This window comes from Ruegeria sp. AD9 (assembly GCF_056542305.1).
Window position 1 is genome coordinate 1 of the sequence record NZ_JBQFZP010000001.1, and the last position, 21,502, is coordinate 21,502.

Annotated in this window: 19 protein-coding genes and 1 tRNA gene; 5 read left to right on the forward strand and 15 right to left on the reverse strand. The window is 54.4% G+C overall.

What is annotated here, in order from left to right:
* Positions 1 to 1,080 precede the first annotated feature (1,080 nt).
* The 12 genes from ACR0AM_RS00005 to iscR form a co-directional block, all read right to left on the reverse strand.
* Complete coding sequence (locus ACR0AM_RS00005) at positions 1,081 to 2,373, reverse strand: hypothetical protein (protein WP_480621794.1); 1,293 nt, start codon at positions 2,371 to 2,373, stop codon at positions 1,081 to 1,083.
* A gap of 19 nt (positions 2,374 to 2,392) precedes the next feature.
* Positions 2,393 to 3,787, reverse strand: a complete 1,395-nt coding sequence (locus ACR0AM_RS00010; RefSeq protein ID WP_480621795.1) for a tyrosine-type recombinase/integrase — start codon at positions 3,785 to 3,787, stop codon at positions 2,393 to 2,395.
* Positions 3,788 to 3,864: 77 nt separating this feature from the next.
* Positions 3,865 to 3,941 (reverse strand) — tRNA-Arg (locus ACR0AM_RS00015).
* Positions 3,942 to 4,018: 77 nt separating this feature from the next.
* Positions 4,019 to 5,239, reverse strand: coding sequence for a cysteine desulfurase (locus tag ACR0AM_RS00020; RefSeq protein ID WP_480493138.1), 1,221 nt, complete (start codon positions 5,237 to 5,239; stop codon positions 4,019 to 4,021).
* Positions 5,240 to 5,252: 13 nt separating this feature from the next.
* On the reverse strand, positions 5,253 to 5,819 hold the full coding sequence (locus tag ACR0AM_RS00025) for a YIP1 family protein (RefSeq protein WP_480621796.1): 567 nt from the start codon (positions 5,817 to 5,819) through the stop codon (positions 5,253 to 5,255).
* On the reverse strand, positions 5,816 to 6,301 hold the full coding sequence (locus ACR0AM_RS00030) for a YIP1 family protein (RefSeq protein ID WP_480472819.1): 486 nt from the start codon (positions 6,299 to 6,301) through the stop codon (positions 5,816 to 5,818). Before ACR0AM_RS00030 ends, ACR0AM_RS00025 begins: the two co-directional genes overlap by 4 nt.
* A complete protein-coding gene (sufD, locus tag ACR0AM_RS00035; protein WP_480472821.1) occupies positions 6,301 to 7,581 on the reverse strand; it encodes a Fe-S cluster assembly protein SufD in 1,281 nt (426 codons plus the stop codon). The genes ACR0AM_RS00030 and sufD overlap by 1 nt, the downstream gene beginning before the upstream one ends.
* Positions 7,581 to 8,336: a Fe-S cluster assembly ATPase SufC gene (gene sufC / locus ACR0AM_RS00040; protein WP_480621797.1), complete on the reverse strand. Its 756-nt coding sequence runs from the start codon at positions 8,334 to 8,336 to the stop codon at positions 7,581 to 7,583. Before sufC ends, sufD begins: the two co-directional genes overlap by 1 nt.
* Before the next feature lie 47 nt (positions 8,337 to 8,383).
* Positions 8,384 to 8,587, reverse strand: coding sequence for a hypothetical protein (locus ACR0AM_RS00045; RefSeq protein WP_480505146.1), 204 nt, complete (start codon positions 8,585 to 8,587; stop codon positions 8,384 to 8,386).
* Positions 8,587 to 10,107, reverse strand: coding sequence for a Fe-S cluster assembly protein SufB (sufB, locus tag ACR0AM_RS00050; protein WP_480621798.1), 1,521 nt, complete (start codon positions 10,105 to 10,107; stop codon positions 8,587 to 8,589). Before sufB ends, ACR0AM_RS00045 begins: the two co-directional genes overlap by 1 nt.
* An 18-nt stretch (positions 10,108 to 10,125) precedes the next feature.
* Positions 10,126 to 11,205, reverse strand: coding sequence for a cysteine desulfurase family protein (locus tag ACR0AM_RS00055; RefSeq protein WP_480621799.1), 1,080 nt, complete (start codon positions 11,203 to 11,205; stop codon positions 10,126 to 10,128).
* Positions 11,206 to 11,256: 51 nt separating this feature from the next.
* On the reverse strand, positions 11,257 to 11,715 hold the full coding sequence (gene iscR, locus ACR0AM_RS00060; protein WP_209596301.1) for a Fe-S cluster assembly transcriptional regulator IscR: 459 nt from the start codon (positions 11,713 to 11,715) through the stop codon (positions 11,257 to 11,259).
* A 179-nt stretch (positions 11,716 to 11,894) separates the two neighbouring features.
* Here iscR and ACR0AM_RS00065 point away from each other — a divergent pair, with 179 nt between their 5' ends.
* From ACR0AM_RS00065 to typA, 5 genes are all read left to right on the forward strand, one after another.
* Positions 11,895 to 12,548: an alpha/beta hydrolase gene (locus ACR0AM_RS00065; RefSeq protein ID WP_170424714.1), complete on the forward strand. Its 654-nt coding sequence runs from the start codon at positions 11,895 to 11,897 to the stop codon at positions 12,546 to 12,548.
* A complete protein-coding gene (locus ACR0AM_RS00070; protein ID WP_480493134.1) occupies positions 12,548 to 12,793 on the forward strand; it encodes a hypothetical protein in 246 nt (81 codons plus the stop codon). Before ACR0AM_RS00065 ends, ACR0AM_RS00070 begins: the two co-directional genes overlap by 1 nt.
* Positions 12,790 to 13,959, forward strand: coding sequence for an HD domain-containing protein (locus ACR0AM_RS00075; protein ID WP_480621800.1), 1,170 nt, complete (start codon positions 12,790 to 12,792; stop codon positions 13,957 to 13,959). Before ACR0AM_RS00070 ends, ACR0AM_RS00075 begins: the two co-directional genes overlap by 4 nt.
* 362 nt (positions 13,960 to 14,321) lie before the next feature.
* The gene (locus ACR0AM_RS00080; RefSeq protein ID WP_480517066.1) at positions 14,322 to 14,657 is read left to right on the forward strand and encodes a DMT family transporter; all 336 of its coding nucleotides are present in this window, start codon (positions 14,322 to 14,324) and stop codon (positions 14,655 to 14,657) included.
* A 76-nt stretch (positions 14,658 to 14,733) separates the two neighbouring features.
* On the forward strand, positions 14,734 to 16,551 hold the full coding sequence (typA, locus tag ACR0AM_RS00085) for a translational GTPase TypA (protein ID WP_480621801.1): 1,818 nt from the start codon (positions 14,734 to 14,736) through the stop codon (positions 16,549 to 16,551).
* A 900-nt stretch (positions 16,552 to 17,451) separates the two neighbouring features.
* Here the strand turns inward: typA and ACR0AM_RS00090 are convergent.
* The 3 genes from ACR0AM_RS00090 to alaS all read right to left on the reverse strand — a co-directional run bounded on the left by ACR0AM_RS00090 (position 17,452) and on the right by alaS (position 21,410).
* Complete coding sequence (locus ACR0AM_RS00090) at positions 17,452 to 18,075, reverse strand: transglutaminase-like cysteine peptidase (RefSeq protein WP_480621802.1); 624 nt, start codon at positions 18,073 to 18,075, stop codon at positions 17,452 to 17,454.
* Positions 18,076 to 18,448: 373 nt separating this feature from the next.
* Complete coding sequence (locus ACR0AM_RS00095; RefSeq protein ID WP_480517072.1) at positions 18,449 to 18,736, reverse strand: DUF1330 domain-containing protein; 288 nt, start codon at positions 18,734 to 18,736, stop codon at positions 18,449 to 18,451.
* A gap of 1 nt (position 18,737) precedes the next feature.
* Positions 18,738 to 21,410 (reverse strand): alanine--tRNA ligase, encoded by a 2,673-nt coding sequence (gene alaS, locus ACR0AM_RS00100; RefSeq protein ID WP_480621803.1) that lies wholly within the window; start codon positions 21,408 to 21,410, stop codon positions 18,738 to 18,740.
* Positions 21,411 to 21,502: the final 92 nt, after the last annotated feature.

The window sequence follows — 21,502 nt, forward strand, 5'->3', positions numbered from 1 at the left end:
GACATGATCCTCCAGCGAGAACTCGTAAAACAGCGACGCTTGCGCTTCCTGTCTCGGTCCCATCATGGCTGATCCCTCCCTTTAGGAAGAATTGAATCAGCAACTTACCAACCGATCAAGCCCGAGTTTTTCAACAAAATAAGACTTGAGACAAATCTTCATTGAACAACCCCGCCCTCAGATATGGGGACTCGAAGGCGGGGCAAACGTCATGGAAATACACTCACGAGCCTCGTAATCTCGAGACATCGCAATTGTAGCATTTCAATCGACTCTAGACTTTGATGCGGGTCAGCAAACACTAAATGTCCACTTCGTCCCTGCGGTGGGCTTTGCAGGCGCGGCGAACAGCGGCTTTGACGGGCCGCAGTGCAACATCCCGAGCTACCGTTGGAGGTCGGCTTTGGCGCCGGAAGAGGCAGTCTGCTGAACCGCGTGGAAGGTCGGCTTTGTCCCGCACAGCAGACCTTGATGAACCGTGCGGCTAAAGCCCGCTTTGAGCGAACAGTAATGGCTGCACAATCCAATTTCGGTCGAGCAGCAATCCGACAAGTATACAAAGCACTAGGAAACTGTCTGATGAAATCTCAAGAGCTCTTATTGACGCCCTAAAAGTCGGAGGTTGGAATCAAACTTCAAAGACAACTACCAACCAATTGATATTAAATTAAAATAGCTCCAGTACCCACTGACCTAAAGGCCCCGTGAGAGCCTCTTAGTGCCCCGTAGAGCGGTCCATTGCGACCTCTTGGTCTTCCCCTGCCAGAAAGAAGCAAACGGCCCCGTAATGCTCCTTTGGATTGATCCAATGAAGCCAAGCATCTCGTTGACTGTATCGATGAAAAAAACTCTCAAAGCCACTCAAACTTAACAAACACTCGGAGCCATTCGACTACGCTCTTAGCGTTCATAGTAACCCGCAAGGTAGGACATTATGTTATCCACCGTTAGCATTTTAGAAGTAGACTACAAGCAATCTAATACACATCGTATGGTAAACCCAAATCTTACACACATGAGCAGTAAGTAATTGAAGCAGATAAGGTAATAGTCTCAGTATCTACTGAGAATTCTTCTTCATCAAAGCTCCACCTCTAAGGTAGGCTTAACTCCAGCATGCTCAATGAAAGCTTCGGTGAACACTTCTTTTGCAGCATCTATGTCCTTTGCGCGAACAATGAGACAATCATGGATTGGAAGTGCTGGTACATTGTGTTCACGTTTCAGCATAAGGAGAGTTTGATTCATTATGTTTGAGTCAATTGCCTGAAGTTTCAGAGAGTTAAGCCCATGAGTTTCTAGATCATTCAAGAAGGGGTAGTACTCTAGAAGCTTAGTTTGGACCGGATTGCTTCTTCTGCTTACCCTTCCATTGCCGACAATTGTATTTACTGCCTGTTTGACTTCGGCTCGATCAATTCCCTCTATCTCGTAGAGGTCGACGCCAACTTCATACTCGGCACCAAAAAAGCCATGAAGCATGGTTAGTTGACAGGCCTTTATGTCGATTTCGGCTGTAGCTTCACCGCCAATCTGGATTCCTTTACGGTCTTCAGACTTCCAATTGATGTAGGTGGACTCAGAACCGTAAAATCTACCCCCCATATCCCATTGATAGTCCTCAGTATCGCCATTGTTGAACAAGCGATACAGCACAGGAGGCGCACCAAAGCTGTACTGCCATTCAGCCAAGAATCCATTGATTTCCCGAACATCAGCTTCGAGCGCATCAGTCGTTGGTGTTCTTTGGTAAGAAATGAGTCTTCCCTTAGCCTGACCATTAGTCTTTGTTGCTCTGAGGCTGATTGGTTGGGACTTTTTGAATTCTGTTCTGAAATGCAGAGACAACGTAGCTGGGCTGATTCCAAATTCCTCAAGCTTTGTGAGCAAAAGGGGTGTCGCCCTAAGTCGTGTAGCCCATCTCTTATTCGGAGTGTTCGGGTGATATATCTCCCCGTCCCAATCATCACTTCCCCTGAAGCCATCAGCGACATCCATTAGCCCCATTAAAGGCCACTCTTCCTTTAGGGTTTCGTAGTGCCTGCTGGTAGCCAAAGTACCTTTGAATTTGGTTCTATCCCCCAATCTCCAGCAGTAACCATTCGACTCTGTGTTCAGAGCTGCTTCAAGTAAGTCGCCAATAAGTGCGGCAATCGTGGCTTTTAATGATAGGGCTACTTCCGCTTTAAGCCCTCTTTTTCTTCTTCCCTGCCCTCTTTGAAATGAAACGGTCTGATCCAGTATCGCGTCAACAGCCTTATGAGCCTCTTCAGAAAAAGGCAGCATAACCAAGGGGGCCATTTTCGCTGCCCTCAGTTCTTCAGGTTCAAAGTCTGGCCTGACTTTAAGCGGAATGTTCCTGTCGTCTTTCATTTCTCTTCACTTCACCAAATTACGTCAGACGTCGAGCGCCTTCTGACTCGCATTCGATCATATGCAGTAGATGATTATGAAGAACCGAGAGCTCATGTCCTAAACCGTAGGATTCCCCCACACCGTAAGTCTTCCATCCCCCGATCCTGTCATGAATATCCTTTGGACAGCCTGTATTTCTTAGCCTGTCTTTCATCGAATGCCTTAGGCTATGCATACTTTGCTTTTCACCTCTAAGCCCCTGTTCAGTTAGCCATTTGTTCAACGCGGCTGAGGTTGCATTTTTGTCGTAGTCACCATGCCTAGTAATCATGGGGAAAAGATAATCCTCTTCTGAAGCAGCCATCGCTTGTTTCACGCCCCATAGAGCTGCACCAACCAAGGGAACTTTCCTAGCGGACCCGTCGTTTTTGACTTCTCTAACGCTATTTGCCGCGATGCAGACATACGGTATCGGTGCATCTAATTGGACATCACTCCGAAGTAATCCTGCAATCTCAGACAGTCTCGCACCAGTATCGCTTAGGGCTGCAATCAACCACCTACGCTCATCGTTCATCTTCATGCACCGTTTCTGAATGGCCATGACCTGTTCAACTGTAAATGGGTTCTTTGTCGGTTCAGTATCCCTTTCGGATTCCGGTATTTGCAATTTTTCCAGAGGGTTATTCATAGGCACTTCAAGCTCAATGATAGCCGTATTGAATACTGGCCTTACTTGAGCGAGATACCTTTTTATCGTCGCTTTTTTCACCCCGCTTTCAAGCAGGTCCTTGACGTACGCGTTCCCGTGTTCCCGCCGAAATTGATCTATAGGCATGTCTCCGTTGACCCTTATGAACCTCTGTGTGGCTCGGTCAAACTGAGGGTCTGATGACCGTCTTGGATGAAAGTACAGGTGTTTCTCGATAACTTCAGAGAAGCAGGGGCAAGTGAGTTTGTGCAGTTCGTCACCTTCAGCGTAAAATAACTCAGCTGCCATCCTAAGGCCTGCTGGTAGTCGTTCCTTTACGATACCGGGGTTGTTTCCGTAAGGGTCGTGAGAGTGAGCGAGAAGTTCGCCTACAAACTCTTCCGGCTCTATGTCGTATTTGTCGTACTCGACGGCTTGACCCGGCTTCAGGCCATACTTTCGAAGTACCGCCATTCCCTCTTCTCTAGTCTGAAGGTCTGATTGCCCCTTCGACCTCAACAGGCTCCACTCCCTGTCGATGCGCCTAGTTTCTTCGAGTGACCGTTTTGCTGCCAAAGCAGGGTTGTCAGTCTTGAGCGAGGAAAACAGATGGGCTTTTCCAGCGTATTTATTCTGTAAGTCGCACGGAATTCGACGGCGGTAGTAGGCTGTACCTCTACGCCACTCTACGTATTTTATCTTCATACTGATTGGGCCGATTTTGAACCAACTTGCTGTCATGTGTCACCTAATGTGTCACTCAACAGAGCGCAATATCAATCTAACTTATTGTATTTATTGTGTAATCTTCATTGATATGGCGCACCTGAGAGGATTCGAACCTCTGGCCTCTGCCTTCGGAGGGCAGCGCTCTATCCAGCTGAGCTACAGGTGCCTTGGCCGTTAGCTAACCTTGTTCCAATCCGGGTGCAACTGCAAATCGCGATTGCCGCACCCTTATCAAGACCAAAATCAGGCAAACAGATCATGCGCCAATTCAAGCGCTTCGATCAGTGTATCAACTTCATCGGTAGTGTTATAGAGACCAAAGCTGGCGCGGCATGTTGCAGTCACCCCCAGATGGTCCATCAGCGGCCCGGCACAGTGGTGACCGGCGCGAACCGCTACACCTTTCTTGTCGAGAATGGTTGAGACGTCGTGAGCATGGCCAGCACCGTCCAGCGTAAAGCTGAAAATCGCGGCCTTGTCCGGGCGAGTGCCTTGAACCTGCAACCAGTTCAGCCCAGTCAGACGTTGCATCGCGTAATCGCGCAAGCTGGATTCATGAGCTGCGATGTTTTCCATCCCCAGGTCCATCATATACTCCAGCGCCACGCCAAGACCGATGATCTGAACGATCCCCGGCGTGCCGGCCTCGAACTTCATTGGCGGGTCATTATAGATGATCTGATCCTTGCTGACCTCTTTGATCATGTCGCCGCCACCGATAAAGGGGCGCATTTCGGCCATGCGTTTGGATTTGATGTAAATCGCACCCGACCCTGACGGCCCATAAAGCTTGTGGCCTGTGATCGCGTAGAAATCGCACCCGATTTCTTCGACATTTACCGGCATGTGAACGGCACCCTGACTGCCATCAACCAGAACCGGGACGCCCTTGGCGTGGGCACCATCAGTTATGGCTTTCACATCCACGACCGTACCCAGCACGTTCGAGCAGTGTGTCACTGCAACCAGCTTGGTTTTCGGTCCGATTGCATTGATTACCGCCTGCGGGTCAAGCCCGCCCTCTGCGTCGACATCGACCCATTTCAGTACGACGCCCTGTCGTTCGCGCAGGAAATGCCAGGGTACGATGTTTGCATGGTGCTCCATCACACTCAGAACAATCTCATCGCCCGCTTCAAGTCGCGGCATAGCCCAGCCATAGGCGACCAGGTTGATCCCTTCGGTCGTACCAGAGTTCAGGACGATCTCATTCTCGTTCGATGCCCCCAGAAACCGCGCGATCGTGCCACGAACGGCCTCGTATTTCTCTGTCGCAAGATTGGACAGGAAATGCAGTCCACGATGGACATTCGAATACTCCTCGGCATAGGCCCGCGTCACCGCGTCAATGACCACCTGAGGTTTCTGAGCCGAAGCACCATTGTCGAGATACGTCAAAGGCTTGCCATTCACCTGACGCGACAAGATCGGAAAGTCAGAGCGGATTTTCTGCACATCATACATAAGAGAGGTATTCCTAGACGGGCCCGGTTGGGCTTAGAAACAGAACGAAGGGGATGGCGACAAGGGCTGACAACACAATTACCGCAAAGGATTTCCAGAGCGACCCGAGTTGATGCGCTTCGTTCAGAAAATGAAGCGTGACGTAAAGGCTCAGGATTGCTGTCGCCAACAATGTCATCATCATCAGGAACGGTAGGGTCAGGCTCAAGATCAGCGTCACGACCAAGGCGGCTATTTGCAGGAATTGCAGCCAGATCGTCAAAACCATCAGATCATCGAACTTCGCCAGACCTCCAAGCATTCGCCCGACCAGCAGGAATGCGACGATGCTCAGCATCATGGCCCCGGCCGAGCGCACCAAAACCATGGGAATGCTTTCGAGCGCCGGAGAGGGTTGGCCTGCCGCCATTGTTATCGACAAACCTATTCCCAATTGGACAACGCAGTTCAAAACGACCGCCAGTGCAAATGCCAGCCAAAGCACTTCTCGCCCCAGCTTGAGCGCCATCAGCCGTCGCGCCGCTTCGGCCGGGTTCCTGATCGTCAGGACAGCTATATTTCCCAGAAAACTCGAATTCATGCGACGGACCTTTGCACTTGTCTGAGACCGGATACCCAGAACCAGACAAAAACAGCAACCCAGACAAGACCCACAATCGTCAATGTAGGCCCTGGTCCGATAAACCCGGCGACAAGGCCGTTCAGCAGAACCAGCGGTGCAGACGACAACAGCGCCCAGAACAGCGCCAGGCGCGCACCATAAGCGCTTCCCTGACCGCCAAACAAGCGCGCCGCCCAATGAGACACCAGTGCCAGCGTGTAAAAGACCAAGGGCAGAATGAACACGGATCCAAGCAGAGCACCACCCAAAAGCATGTTCAGCTCAACGCCTTCCAGATGCGCTTTGCGCGCAAGGCCAGGCATCTGGGCGATGAATGCCACCACACAAAACGCCATGACAAAGATCAGCGCCCGGTCTTCTCGTTGACCCATATCCAGAAGCCTGCGCACCACGCGCCCCGGCCCCTTGTACGTTGCCAGGATATCCGACGACAGGGCCATCAGCTTCGGCGCGCCAGCCACCCTTCCAGACGGCTTACGATTTCATCTGCCAATGTGCTGTCTTCGATCTCGTCCACTGCTTCGGCCAGGAATGCCAGCGTCAACATGTTGGTCGCGTCCTTGACCGGTACACCCCGTGACCGAAGATAGAACAACGCCGTATCGTCAATCGCACCCGAAGTTGAGCCATGGGAACACGCCACGTCATCGGCGTAGATCTCAAGTTCCGGTTTGGCGAGGAACTGGCTGTCATCATCCAAAAGCAGCGATTGACTGATTTGGTAGCCATCGGTTTTCTGGGCCCCTTGCTTTACAAGGATCTTGCCTTGAAACACTCCGGTCGCACCGTTGCGCAGCACTTTCTTAAAGACCTGACGGCTTTCGCAATTCACCGCGTCATGGGTGATGAACACCGTGTCATCATGGTGGAAATCACCATCCCCAACACAGGCCCCGGCCACATGCGCCACCGCATTGTCGCCGGTCAGTTCAACGACCTGTTCGTTACGGGTCAGCACCCCATTCGCCGTCAAGGTGAAGGACTTGTAGACCGACTCTGCCCCCAAACGCGTGAACATATGGGTCGCGGCGCGACGTTCATGGTCCCTGCCCTGCGCCCGCACATGATGCAGCGTCCCCTTGTCGGCAATTTCAATCTCTGTACATTTGTTGAAACGCGACGCCGCCGGGCCGGATTCAAGAATAGTCACCTCGGCCCCGCTTTCCACGCGAATGACGTGATGCAGGATCGCGTCGGATGTCGGCGAGGCATGACGATAGATCAGGTTGATCGGTTTGGAGGGTTTGCCCGTAACGTGAATGGCAACGCCGTCCGACGCAAAGGCCGTGTTCAATGCAGCCAACGGGCGTTGAACCGGGGACTGGCCGCGCGCTTCCAGAACGCCATACAGGTCTTTTGCCCAATGAATGTCTTTGCAGCAGATGTCTTCAATCCGGTCGATCTTGACACCGTCCAGCGACAGATCATCGGATTCCTCGGCGCTGAACACCCCGTCGACAAAAACAATTTTCAAACGGTCAAGGTCGTTGAAAAGCACCGGTTCATCATTGATAAACACCGCCGCAGGCAAAGCCTCGGCAGAAATCAGACTATCGGGTTGAGTGTATTTCCAATACTCATCCCGGCGCCCCGGCAGCCCGGATTCAAGAACACGCGCCAAAGCGTCTTCGCGTGCACCACGGGTGCAGCCCGCATCGGGCATGATCAACGTAGCCAGACGCGCCTCGGTTGCGGATTGTTTCGCTTGCGGCAAAGCCATCAGTTCACCTCGGCCAGAATGTCGGCATAACCGTTGTTTTCAACCTCAAGTGCCAGTTCAGGTCCGCCCGTCTTAACGATGCGACCATTGGCCATGATATGCACAACATCCGGTTTGATGTGATCCAGCAGGCGCTGATAATGCGTGATCACCAGGAACCCACGGCCTTCGTCCCGCAGGGCATTCACACCTTCGGCCACCAGTTTCATCGCGTCCACATCAAGGCCCGAGTCGGTTTCGTCCATGATGCACATCTTGGGTTCAAGCATGGCCATCTGCAAAATTTCGTTGCGCTTTTTCTCACCGCCCGAAAAACCAACATTGACCGGGCGCTTGAGCATATCCGCGTCGATCTTTAGCGTCTTTGCCTTGGCACGCACCTCTTTCAGAAAGTCTGCGGCAGACAGTTCCTCTTCTCCACGGGCCTTGCGCTGCGCGTTTACCGCGGTGCGCAGGAACGTCATGTTGCCAACGCCGGGGATTTCAACCGGGTATTGGAAGGCCAGGAAAACACCTGCTGCCGCGCGCTCTTCCGGTTCCATCTCCAGCAGGTCCTGACCGTCCAGAGTGGCCGAACCTTCGGTTACTTCGTACCCGTCGCGCCCCGACAGAACATAGCTGAGGGTCGATTTGCCCGACCCGTTCGGCCCCATGATCGCGTGTACCTTGCCAGCCTCGACCGTCAGGTTCACACCTTTTAGGATCTGCTTGTCTTCTTCTTCAAGCTGTACGTGCAGGTTTTTGATTTCCAGCATTTTTTGTCCTTTTGCGTATCGCAAGGGGCCCTTGGCCCCGCATTGTTCTAGCCCAGTAATCTGCGGATCAGTCTGGCGATGATCCAACCCAGGATCGCCCCGCCACCTACTGCCCAAACCGGGTTGATGAATTCCATGTAATGGGTGTTGACGTAGGCCACGCCAAGCAGACCGCCCAGAACCGGCAATGTGTACCCAAGCCAGGTCAGCACATTATCCTTACGGATGCGGGTTCCGGGTGACCGCGTCATCACCCAACCGAACCTTCAAGTGAGATGGCCACCAACTGCTGTGCTTCCATCGCAAACTCCATCGGAAGCGCCTGAAGCACGTCTTTGCAGAACCCGTTGACCACCAGAGCCACGGCTTCTTCCTCGTCCATGCCGCGCTGACGGCAGTAGAACAGCTGATCGTCATCCACTTTTGACGTCGTCGCCTCGTGCTCAACGCGGCTCGAGTTGTTCCTGACCTCGATATAGGGAACCGTATGTGCGCCGCACTTGTCACCGATCAGCAGACTGTCACACTGCGTGTAGTTCCTGCTGTCCTTGGCTTTCGGGTGCATCGACACTAGCCCACGATAGGTGTTCTGGGCCTTACCCGCACTGATGCCCTTGGACACGATGCGCGACTTGGTGTTTTTGCCCAGATGTATCATCTTTGTGCCGGTATCAGCCTGCTGATAATTGTTGGCAATCGCGATCGAATAGAATTCACCCTGGCTTTCATTGCCGCGCAGGATGCAGGACGGGTATTTCCATGTCACGGCCGATCCGGTTTCCACCTGCGTCCACATCACCTTCGACCGGTCACCCCGGCAGTCGGCGCGTTTGGTCACGAAGTTATAGATACCGCCCTTGCCGTTTTCATCCCCCGGAAACCAGTTCTGAACGGTCGAGTATTTTACCTCGGCATCTTCTTCGACGATGATCTCGACCACGGCAGCATGCAGTTGTGCCGTGTCACGCTGGGGTGCAGTACAGCCTTCCAGATATGAGACGTACGAGCCCTTGTCAGCAATGATCAGGGTGCGTTCGAACTGACCGGTGTTCTCGGCGTTGATGCGGAAATACGTGCTTAGTTCCATCGGGCAGCGAACGCCCGGCGGGATGTAGACGAATGAGCCATCCGAGAATACAGCTGAATTCAACGTTGCATAGAAATTGTCCGATACGGGAACCACGGTTCCCAGGTACTTCTTGACCAGCTCAGGATGCTCTTTGATCGCCTCAGAGATCGAGCAGAAGATCACGCCTGCCTTTTTCAGTTCGGCCTGAAAGGTCGTGCCCACGGAAACCGAGTCAAACACTGCATCAACCGCTACCTTGCGGCCTTCGGCAGGTGCATCCTCTGCACCTTCAACACCTGCCAGAATCATCTGTTCTTTCAGAGGGATACCAAGCTTTTCGTAAGTGGCGAGCAGCTTTGGATCAACCTCATCCAGAGATTTGGGCTTCTCTTCCATCGATTTGGGGCGGGCATAGTAGTACTGGTTCTGAAAATCGATTGGAGGATAGTGAACCATGGCCCATTTGGGCTCTTCCATTTTTGTCCAACGCTCGAAAGCGGCCAGACGCCATTCGGTCATCCACTCAGGCTCATCGTTTTTCCCCGAGATCAGACGGACGATATCAGGGTTCACGCCTTTGGGGGCGTATTCCATCTCGATATCGGTATTCCAGCCATATTTATATGTGCCGACCTCACGAACCGCATCCACGGTTTCCTGATCGACACCTTCTTTCACCTGGGTCTGGTCCAAAGTGGCCATGACTTACCCTCCGTCAGATCACGCAGCCCGCGCGCGATGCTTTTTCTCTTTTTCAAGCCACGTTTCGGCGAAACGCAGCACATCTTCTTCCGTCGTCTCTGGCCCCAACGAAACGCGGATTGCGCATGAGGCCACCGTCTCATCAAATCCCATTGCCGTCAGAACCCGACTGGTTTTGACTTTGCCGCTGGAACAGGCGGATCCCGCACTGATGGCAAAGCCAGACAAGTCCATCTGCATCACCTGCGTTTCGCCTTTCCAGCCGGGCGTCGCGAAACACAGGGTATTCGGGAGTCGCTCCTGATTTTTCCCGACAAAAATAGTAGATATTGCACCAGCCTCAAGGGCGTTTTCTAGAATATTTCTAAGTTCTCTGACTTTTTCCCATACTCCATCAGCCAGATCGCGTTGAGCTGCCTCGGCAGCCGCGCCAAAACCGGCAATACCCACCACATTTTCAGTGCCGGATCTTCGCCCCATCTCCTGACCGCCACCGCTGGCCAAAGGTTCGATATCGATACCTTGCCGCAGGATCAAAGCGCCAACACCTTTTGGCCCGCCAATCTTATGCGCCGACAGGATCGCCATATCTGCGCCACTCCAGGCAAAGGAAAACGGAATGCGTCCAACAACCTGCGTAATATCCAGCAACAGCCAATCAGCGCGTCGCGCGCCATAGGGCCACTGGTTCCGTACTTTCTGTGGCGGCTGCGTGATGACTCCGGTCTCAGAGTTTGCTAGCCCCATCGCCAATATGTGCCCGGGGCCATAGGGATGCTCGCTACAATGGGTCAGATCGAAATGCGACCACAGCGCATCGTGGGCGGTGCTGTCGACAAAGAAGTCGCAGCTTTCGGGGCGGTTTTGCAGAACCCGCGCTGCTTCGGTCGCGCCAGAGGTAAATATGACCTCTTGCGGACGGCAACCGACGGCCTCGGCGACCTGCGCCCGCGCGCGTTCGACCAACGCCTTTGCGGCACGCCCTTCTGCATGAACAGATGACGGGTTCCCGACCACATCCATCGCCGCGATCATAGCCTCGCGTGCTTCGGGTCGCAGCGGTGCGGTCGCGTTATGATCCAGATAAACACGTTTCATGGATACATCTTTTCCCGCAGGGATGTCATATGCATGTTCGACCTGCTCAGCTCATTCATCGACGACGGAAAACAGGCTTGGAACTGCCGGGCAAGGCGCAAGGTCGTTCCTGATCACATCAGACAGGCGCGTCTGGTGCAAAAAGACATAAACATGCGCGCTCAGGCTTTCCCACAAACGGTTCGTCAGGGATTGCGCCCTGCTGCCCGATGACGCACCGGATGCTCCGGCCCCTTTTTGCAGGGCATCAACCGTCTCATCCACGGCCGCAAGAACCTCGACCACGCGAATCTCGGACGCGGGACGTGCAAGACGATACCCCCCTCCGGGTCCACGGACAGATGCAACCAGTTCCGCGCGACGCAGCTTGACGAAGAGCTGTTCAAGATACGGCAGAGAAATGTCCTGCCGTTCCGAGATTTCGCCCAGGGTTACCAGGCGATCTGTCGGCTGAAGTGCAATATCCGCCAAAGCGACCATTGCGTAACGCCCTTTGGTCGAAAGCTTCATTCTCTGCCCCCTTTTAGACGGATCTGCGCGAAATCATTGACGCCGACGCTGCCAGTGCGTATCTCCGACTGGCAGCGCGATTGCGCCAAGCAATGTAATTAGAACCGTTCTAAGGTGTCCGACGATTATAGTCAAGTATATCCGGATGCCCGCACGAAAATGACAGGACCAAAGCACACATGCCCGAGGTGATTTTTCCCGGACCCGAAGGCCGCCTGGAAGGCCGCTACCACCCGCAAAAGGAAAAAGACGCACCGATCGCCATCGTGCTTCACCCGCATCCTCAGTTCGGCGGGACCATGAACAACAAGGTGGTCTATAACCTGCACTATGCCTTTTACAACATGGGCTTCACAGTGCTGCGCTTTAACTTCCGCGGCGTTGGTCGCAGTCAGGGCGAATATGATCAAGGTGTTGGCGAGCTGAGCGATGCGGCATCTGCGCTGGATTACCTGCAATCCATGAACAACAATTCGAAACACTGCTGGGTTGCGGGCTTTTCGTTTGGGGCGTGGATCGGAATGCAGTTGCTGATGCGCCGCCCCGAAATCACGGGTTTCATCAGCGTGTCGCCGCCTGCCAACATGTATGACTTTTCCTTCCTTGCGCCCTGCCCGTCTTCGGGCCTGATCATCAACGGTTCGGCTGACCGTGTGGCACCACCAGCGGACACCACTGCGCTGGTCAACAAACTGCACGAGCAAAAAGGGATCACGATCACCCATAACGAGGTTGAGGGCGCGGATCATTTCTTCCAGGATCGCCACATGGACACGCTGATCACAGATGTCAGCGACTATGTGAAACGTCGGCTGACCGAGAACACCCGATAATGTCCGACACCATCACATCGCTTGCGGCCAAACTGGCCGAAGATACGATGAAGGTTATGGACGAAACCGGCGAAGACCGGTTCTTTGTAGAAGTGGGTCAGGTTCTTGGTGCGGCGTCTCAATCTTTGGAAGAGGCATTCCTGACGGAAATTCGCGTGCGTCTGGCTGAACGCAAGGCACGACAATTCGTGATCAAACGCCTCGCCGCGCATCGCGCGAAACTCAAGGCGATCGAAAAGCAATGACCGACCGCCTTGTTGCGCAGGTCGCGTTTCTGAAACGGGCCGACAGTCTGAAACTGGTCGAGCGGGCAAATGTCCTGCTTGACCAATCGAGGCCCGAAAACTCCGCCGAACACAGCTGGCACTTGGCATTGTGGGCAATGGTCATGGCACCACTGGCCGGGCCGGACATCTCGGTCGACCGGGTCATCCGCATGTTGCTGCTGCATGATCTGGTTGAGATCGTGACAGGTGATCACCCGATTCACCTCGACACGGATTGGGGCAACGTGGCTGAGGCTGAACAGGCCGCCGCACAGGAATTGTTTGGCCTGTTGCCCGACGAACAAGCACAGGAATTTCTTTCGCTCTGGCGTGAGTTTGAGGCGGATCAGACCCCGGATGCCCGGTTTGCCAAGATTCTGGATCGCTGCCAGCCGCTGTTTCAGGTTCTGTGCGCCACCGACCCGCGGCAGGATCATGTAGAAATTGCGCGGTCGAACCTGGCGGACGGGCGCGCATCGTATCTGGCCCTTGCGTTTCCGCTGGCCCACCAACATGCCACAAACCTCTTGAATAACTCGGACCCTCAGGAGGACGCATTCACGAGAAGATTGGCGTTTCTTACAGAAGCGGACCAGTTGAAATCCGTTCTGCGCGCGTCACGCCTGATGGCCAGCGACCGGTTCGAAAACTCGGCGGAACATTCTTGGCATGTCATGCTCTATGCCTGGGTATTGGCGGAATACGCGCATTCGGATGTTCAGTTGGACCGAATACTACAGATGTTGCTTTTGCACGATGTTGTCGAAATCGACGCGGGCGACCACCCGATCCACGGTCATGTCGACCACGCGGAACAGGAAGCCAAGGAACAGGCCGCCGCCAAACGATTGTTTGGCCTTCTGCCTGACTGTCAACACCGGTCATTTACTGAACTATGGCATGAGTTTGAGGCGGCTGAGACCACAGAAGCCAGATTTGCAAAGGCTGTTGATCGTTTTCAGACACCCATAGCAAATCTGGAAACAGGTGGCGGGTCATGGGTCGAATACAGCGTTAAATTCGATCAGGTTGTTACGCGTGTCCGACCCGCAATTGCAGCGGGAGCGCCTCAGCTGTGGGACTGGCTGCAACCCCAACTGGTTGCGCATTTTGAATACTGTGAAACACGCGACCCTCAGGCATAAAAAAAGGAGCCTGAAGGCTCCTTTTTTCTTGCTTGGTTTCTAGCGGCGTTCAAAAAACACTACTACCATCAAACTGTTGAACCAAGTTGGCTGCATTCACTTCGACGGACCCCCCGTCAGCAAGCCACCCAATCGCCACTATCAGAGCCGAAGCAAATATGATTGATTTCGCAAATAACGTCATCGCTCAAAACTCGTTAACAAAATTAAAAAATATGGGGCAAATATTACATTCATTCGATTGAAAAAACAGTCAGGTATACCTGACCCAAGGTAATCTTGTAGACTGCAAGGCGGTCGACGTATTTCACTCACGCAAATCGCCATCTAGCCACCCGACCCACCCTTTTCGAGGTACTCAAATGCCCCAAGCCTATCTGTATTTGTTGCTGGCTGTGCTGGCGGAAACCATTGGCACGACGGCCTTGCAAGCCAGCCAGCAGTTTTCGCGGTTCTGGCCATCCGTGATTGTTGTCGTTGGGTATGCGTTTGCATTTTACCTCATGGCGCTGACGCTGAAGGTCATGCCTGTCGGTATCGTTTATGCAATCTGGTCCGGTCTCGGTATATTCCTGATCGCCGTAATCGGATTCATCGTGTTCGGCCAAAGGCTGGATTGGCCTGCGATCCTGGGGTTGACGTTGATCTTGTCCGGAATCCTGATCATTCACCTCTTTTCAAAGACTGCCGGACACTGAACCACGGTTAGGGCTGGTATATTTTGCCGCGCCACGTTATGCGCGCGGCAACTTCCCGTTCAAAGGCTGACCTCTCATGGACCTGCGCAACATCGCAATCATCGCTCACGTGGACCACGGCAAAACAACCCTGGTCGACGAGCTGCTCAAACAATCCGGTGCATTCCGGGAAAATCAGGCCGTCGCGGAACGTGCCATGGACAGTAACGACCTGGAGCGTGAACGCGGCATCACCATCCTGGCAAAGGCCACGTCGGTCGAGTGGAAAGACACACGCATCAATATCGTAGACACCCCTGGTCACGCCGATTTCGGAGGCGAGGTCGAGCGCATCCTCAGCATGGTCGACGGTGTTGTTCTGTTGGTGGACGCCGCAGAAGGCCCGATGCCCCAGACCAAGTTTGTAACGTCCAAGGCACTGGCGCTGGGCTTGCGTCCGATCGTGGTCCTGAACAAGGTCGACAAGCCGGACGCCGAACCTGACCGCGCGCTGGACGAGTGCTTTGACTTGTTCGCCAATCTCGGTGCGGATGACGACCAGTTGGATTTCCCTTCAATGTACGCCTCGGGCCGTTCTGGCTGGGCGGATATGGAGCTGGACGGCCCCCGCAAGGACTTGAGCGCACTATTCGACTTGATCGTCGATCATGTCCCTGCCCCGAAACAGATCGAACACAAAAATGAACCCTTCCGGATGCTGGCCACGACGCTGGGAAGCGATCCCTTCATCGGCCGTATCCTGACTGGCCGCGTCGAAAGCGGAACGCTGAAGGCTGGCGACAGCCTCAAGGCGCTTAGCCGCGATGGTTCGGTCATCGAAAACTTCCGTGCCACGAAAATCTTGGCGTTCCGGGGCCTGGGTCAACAGCCCATTGACGTGGCCGAAGCAGGCGACATCGTGACCATCGCTGGCATGAGCAAAGCCACCGTAGCGGATTCGCTGGTAGCTCCTCAGGTCACTGAGGCCCTGCCCGCGCAGCCCATCGATCCGCCGACCATCACCGTGACCTTCGGTATCAATGATTCTCCGTTGGCAGGCCGTGACGGCAAAAAAGTTCAATCTCGCGTCATTCGTGACCGCCTGATGAAGGAAGCCGAGTCGAACGTCGCCATCCGTGTCACCGACACCCCCGGCGGTGAGGCGTTCGAGGTTGCGGGCCGCGGCGAGTTGCAAATGGGTGTTCTGATCGAGAATATGCGCCGAGAAGGCTTTGAGCTCAGCATCTCGCGCCCGCAGGTTCTGTTCCGTGAAGAAGACGGGCAGCGGCTTGAGCCCATCGAAGAAGTTACCATTGACGTGGATGACGAATATTCTGGTTCCGTAATTGAAAAGGTTACCGGCGCACGTAAGGGTGAACTGGTCGAGATGCGCCCGGCCGGTACGGGCAAGACGCGGATCATCGCCCATGTCCCGTCCCGCGGTCTGATTGGTTACCACGGCGAATTCCTGACCGACACGCGCGGTACAGGTGTACTTAACCGCGTGTTCCATGACTGGGCGCCACATAAGGGGCAGATTCCGGGCCGTCGTGCAGGTGTTCTGATCTCGATGGAGAAAGGTCAGGCCGTGGCTTATGCGCTGTGGAACCTGGAAGAGCGTGGCCGCATGTTTGTTGGTCCCCAAACAGACGTGTATCAGGGTATGGTGATCGGCGAACACTCGCGCGACAACGATCTGGAAGTGAACCCGCTCAAAGGCAAGAAGCTGACAAACGTACGCGCCAGTGGATCCGACGACGCGGTCCGCCTGACGCCGCATATCCAGTTCTCACTGGAGGAGGCAATTGCCTATATCGACGATGATGAACTGGTGGAAGTCACGCCAAACGCGGTGCGCCTGCGGAAGCGTTTTCTTGACCCGCACGAGCGTAAGCGGATGGCCAAATCTGCCTAGAACACCCTCAGGTTGCAAACCGACCAAAGGGAAACAATGGCATTAGTGTGGCAAATTTGCTTCCAATTCGACAAAAGACGAAATCAGAAGAACCGGGCTCACTGCCCGGTTTTTATTTGAAAACTAACACCTTTCTCCACATGGTTGAAGATTTCCTATCCGATCCTCACCAACAAGATATTGTAAGCGCCCTCGAATTATGGTCAAAACACGTCAGAAGTGTGACGTCCTTCACAAACACCGATACAGGAATGGTGCATAGAAGGACTTAGTTTAGTTATCGAGTTCCAAGGAGTTCAAAAAGGGTAATAGAGCTCATAAGTTTCCACTGCTTTTTTTGCGACAACTTTTCTGCTTTCACCTGCCGGTGAAACCTTTGCCGCTGGGACATGTACAGTTGCAACAGCACGGCAATCCGCTGCGTCCTCGCAAGTTTTGTGCGAATGCGACGCCGTGACATCCGGCATGGTCCGCTATTTTCAACGTCGGCATGACTTCGATAAGATACTGGAGCGCGTCGGTGCAGAATGCGCCCCGCTGGCAGGCCTGCTAAGTGACTTCCCGACCGCATCGATCGGTGTCTCAGACCAGAGATCCGGGGACGGACCTTCCCAGGAAAACGGCGCCCACCAATGGCGGCGGTGGTAACCCAACCGGGGGTGAAGAGCCCGGTGGTGAAGAGCACGAAGAAGACCGATAGAGACGAAAACCAGCCCAAGGAACGCGGAGAATATTCGATAGCAAAAACTCCGCCGGTCGTGGGTTCGAGGCCAGAAAACGCCGATACGCAAAACATTCGAACTAATCCGGCCAAACGTCAGGTCAAAGACTACACTCTTGGACGCAGATCAAATTTGCGTCCAAGGGCACGAGCTTGTGTGTGAAATGGTTCCACACAGATCAGCTGCGTCCGTAAACTCCGACCCATTGACTGGGTCGCTTCGGATCCTGCATTCGCAAAAACAGGTAGCGTGTAGCTGTCCAGGGTTTGATCCGGTTTGTGAGATTATCCAGAATCAGGTCGCCCTGCGCCGAACGGTAAACCAGAACCGCATGAGGTGTCCGGCGTGTGTCCAGTACGGTTGCAATCAAAAGCTTACTTGGATCAACCCCCGCATGGATCAGATCTCTTTTCTTCAACAATGCAAAGTCTTCACAATCACCGCCTCTGGGTGTTGGCAATGCCCATCGCTCACGCGTTTTGTACTGAGACTGATCCGTAACTTCTCGGGTCGACGCATTCACGCGACGATTCACTTGATTTACCACCGTCAGCTCTTGGTGGCTGGACAACGTCACCGAACGTTTCGCAGTGCAAGCCCAGTTATATTGGTTGCATAGGTTGATTGCGCCTGAAGGCGGAGGCGAAGACGCAACGATAGGGATAAAAACGCCGTCGGATGCCTGCGCGACAGGTGCGGACGCTAAGACGCCGATACACACGGTGCAGATGCCCAATGCGCGCGACGCAACCGATGCAATCACGGCAACACACCTCTTGGGTAAATTCGTTAATGAAATCATGCGAGGTCCCCGATCCGATGTTCTTCGAGCGATTGCATGTCCAACTGCACCACATTCTGTTTCTTGAAACTATCTGTGATCAGGTGTTCCGCGCAATCATTTGAGAACCTGCAAGGGAAACAGGGCAAAAATTCGTCCGAGAATCTGACAATTTTACGTAAGAATTTTGTTGGCGCGGCCACAATTTGGTCAGGAACCATTCGGTAGAACGTGAGAACCGGAAGATAAGATATTGAAACCTAACAACTATATAAAAAAACAGCCCGCTATCGCGGGCTGATCGGCATCAACCAAACATGACATAAGCCGAATCTTGCTTATCCACTGCCGGTTTTCTTGAAATTATCAGTGCCTTGGAAGCAAGGCCCAAATGTCACTCGGTGATTTCTACCACAATCAGTTCTCGCTCGCTTGCGCCGCGCGCGTGATTCAGGGCTTGCTGGTACTCATCCGAGTGATAGCATTCAACCGCAACCTCCAGCGACGGGAAGCGCGCCACTACGTTTCGTGGACGTTCCTTGCCTTCCAGCTGAACGTATCGCGCAGCACGGGCGATAAACTCGCCCCCGTGCTTGGCGATGGCCGGTCCGGCCAGTTCGGCGTATTTGCCGTAAGCCTCGGCGTCTGTCACCGTGACATGCGCAATCCAAAGAGCAGGCATATTATCCTCCCAAAACCTGTTGTGCGGCCTTGATTGCCGCATCTGCATTTGATGCATCCTTGCCACCGCCCTGGGCCATGTCAGGACGGCCGCCGCCGCCTTTTCCGCCCAACTCGATCACGGCCGCTTTTACAAGATCCACCGCCGAAATCCGTCCGGTCAGGTCTTCTGTCACACCTGCCGCAACGGCCGCCTTGCCGCCCGTATCCGCAATCAGCAGCACCGCACCCGATCCAAGTCGGCTTTTGTGTTCGTCAATCAACGCAGGAAGGTCCTTGCCTGAAACACCGCTGAGGGCTTGCGCCAGGAATTTCACGCCATTCACTTCCCGCGCCTCGGCACCACCGCCCTGACCGGCCCCGCCAGCCATAGCCAGATCCCGGCGCAACTGAGCCACTTCGTTCTGCAAGGCCTTGCGTTCGTCCAAAAGGCTTTTCACGCGCGCCACCACGTCGTCCGGTTGCGCTTTCAGTTCCGATGCGACCTGAGCCAGACGTTGATCTTGCGCCGAAAGATAGCGGAAGGCTTCATCGCCGGTCAGCGCTTCGATCCGGCGCACACCAGCACTGCTGGCGCTGTCACCCAACACAACAAAGGTGCCGATATCACCTGTCTGGCGCACATGTGTGCCGCCACAGAGTTCTATCGACCACGTATCTCCGTTATGGCCTTTTCCTGTTGGCGCCTTACCCATAGAGACAACACGAACCTCGTCACCATATTTCTCGCCGAACAGGGCCTGGGCACCCAATGCGCGCGCGTCGTCGGGTGTCATGACCCGGGTTTCAACAGTCGAATTCTGGCGGATGAAATCGTTCACCTCACGTTCGACTTTTTGGATTTCCTCCAGGCTCAGCGCTTTGGAATGACTGAAGTCGAACCGCAGACGATCCGCCGCGTTCAGCGAACCGCGCTGCGCCACGTGATCACCCAGCGTTTCGCGCAATGCTTCATGCAGCAGGTGCGTGGCCGAGTGATTGGCGCGAATGGCGGAACGGCGGGCATGATCAACCTCAAGCTCTACCGCATCGCCTTTGCGAACAACTCCGCTTTGAACTGCTACCTTATGAGCATAGACCTTGCCGTCGGCAAACTTCCTTGTGTCCTCCACGCGGCTCAGGTGATCGCGATCCTCTAACCTACGCAACGCGCCAGTATCGCCGACCTGACCGCCGGCCTCTCCGTAGAACGGGGTCTGGTTCACGACGACCCAACCGCTGTTGCCCGCGTCGATCTTGTCGACCAGTGCACCATCAACAACCAGGGCGACAACCTGCGCTTCGGCTTTCTCGGTATCATAGCCCAAGAAATCCGTCGCACCGGCGGTATCCAGCACATCGAACCATACGACCTGATCCGCCGCTTCACCTGACCCGGCCCATGCGGCACGTGCCTTGGCCTTTTGTTCGGCCATCGCGGTATCAAAACCGTCCGTGTCGACGCTCAGGCCCTTTTCGCGCAGCGCATCCTGCGTAAGATCCAGTGGGAAGCCATAAGTGTCGTAAAGCTTAAAGGCCGCTTCACCTGACAGGGGAGCCCCCTCGGAAAGCCCCGAAACCTCATCATCCAGCAACTTCAGACCACGGTCCAGTGTCTGCTTGAACCGGGTTTCTTCCAGCAGCAGCGTCTCTTCGATAAGCGGTTGCGCCTGTTTCAGTTCAGAATAATGCCCGCCCATCTGCTGCACCAGCGTAGGCACCAGGCGATGCATGACAGGATCCTTGGCGCCCAGCAGGTGCGCATGGCGCATGGCGCGGCGCATAATCCGGCGCAGAACGTATCCGCGACCGTCATTGCTGGGCATCACACCGTCTGCAATCAGGAACGAGGTCGAACGCAGGTGATCCGCGATCACCCTGTGATGCACGTTCTGGTCGCCATAGGGATCGACACCGGTCGCATCCGCCGAAGCCTCGATCAGGGTCTTGAACAGGTCGGTGTCATAATTGTCATGGCTGCCCTGCAACAGCGCCCCAATCCGTTCGAGCCCCATACCGGTGTCGATGGACTGCATGTCAAGCTCGACCATCGAGCCATCTTCGAACTGCTCGTTCTGCATGAAAACGACGTTCCAGATTTCGATGAACCGGTCGCCATCTTCCTCGGGTGATCCCGGAGGGCCACCCCAGATGTGATCGCCGTGATCATAGAAAATCTCAGTGCACGGACCGCAAGGTCCGGTCGGACCCATCTGCCAGAAATTGTCATTGGTGGCGATGCGGATGATCCGGTCCTCGGGCACACCGACCTTCTTCCAGATTTCAAAGGCTTCATCATCGGTATGATAGACGGTGGTCAACAGGCGGGTCTTGTCGATACCGAATTCCCTAGTGATCAGCTCCCATGCAAAAGGGATCGCTTCATGTTTGAAGTAATCCCCGAATGAGAAGTTCCCCAGCATCTCAAAAAACGTGTGGTGACGCGCCGTATAGCCAACATTGTCGAGGTCGTTGTGCTTGCCGCCCGCCCGCACACATTTCTGGGCCGTTGTGGCGCGTTTGTAATCGCGGGTTTCCAGACCGGTGAACAAGTTCTTGAACTGCACCATGCCTGAGTTCACGAACATCAACGTCGGGTCATTGCGCGGCACCAGCGGGCTGGACGCGACGACCTCATGCCCTTGTTTTTCAAAGTAGTTCAGAAAAGTCGATCGGATGTCGTTCAGGGTTGGCATAGGGCTCTCTCGGCGCACATATATCTTGGTCTCCGTTGGTTTAGCCCCCCGTCAAGTGAGTGTCCACAGCAGAGGCACTCTGGAACGAAACA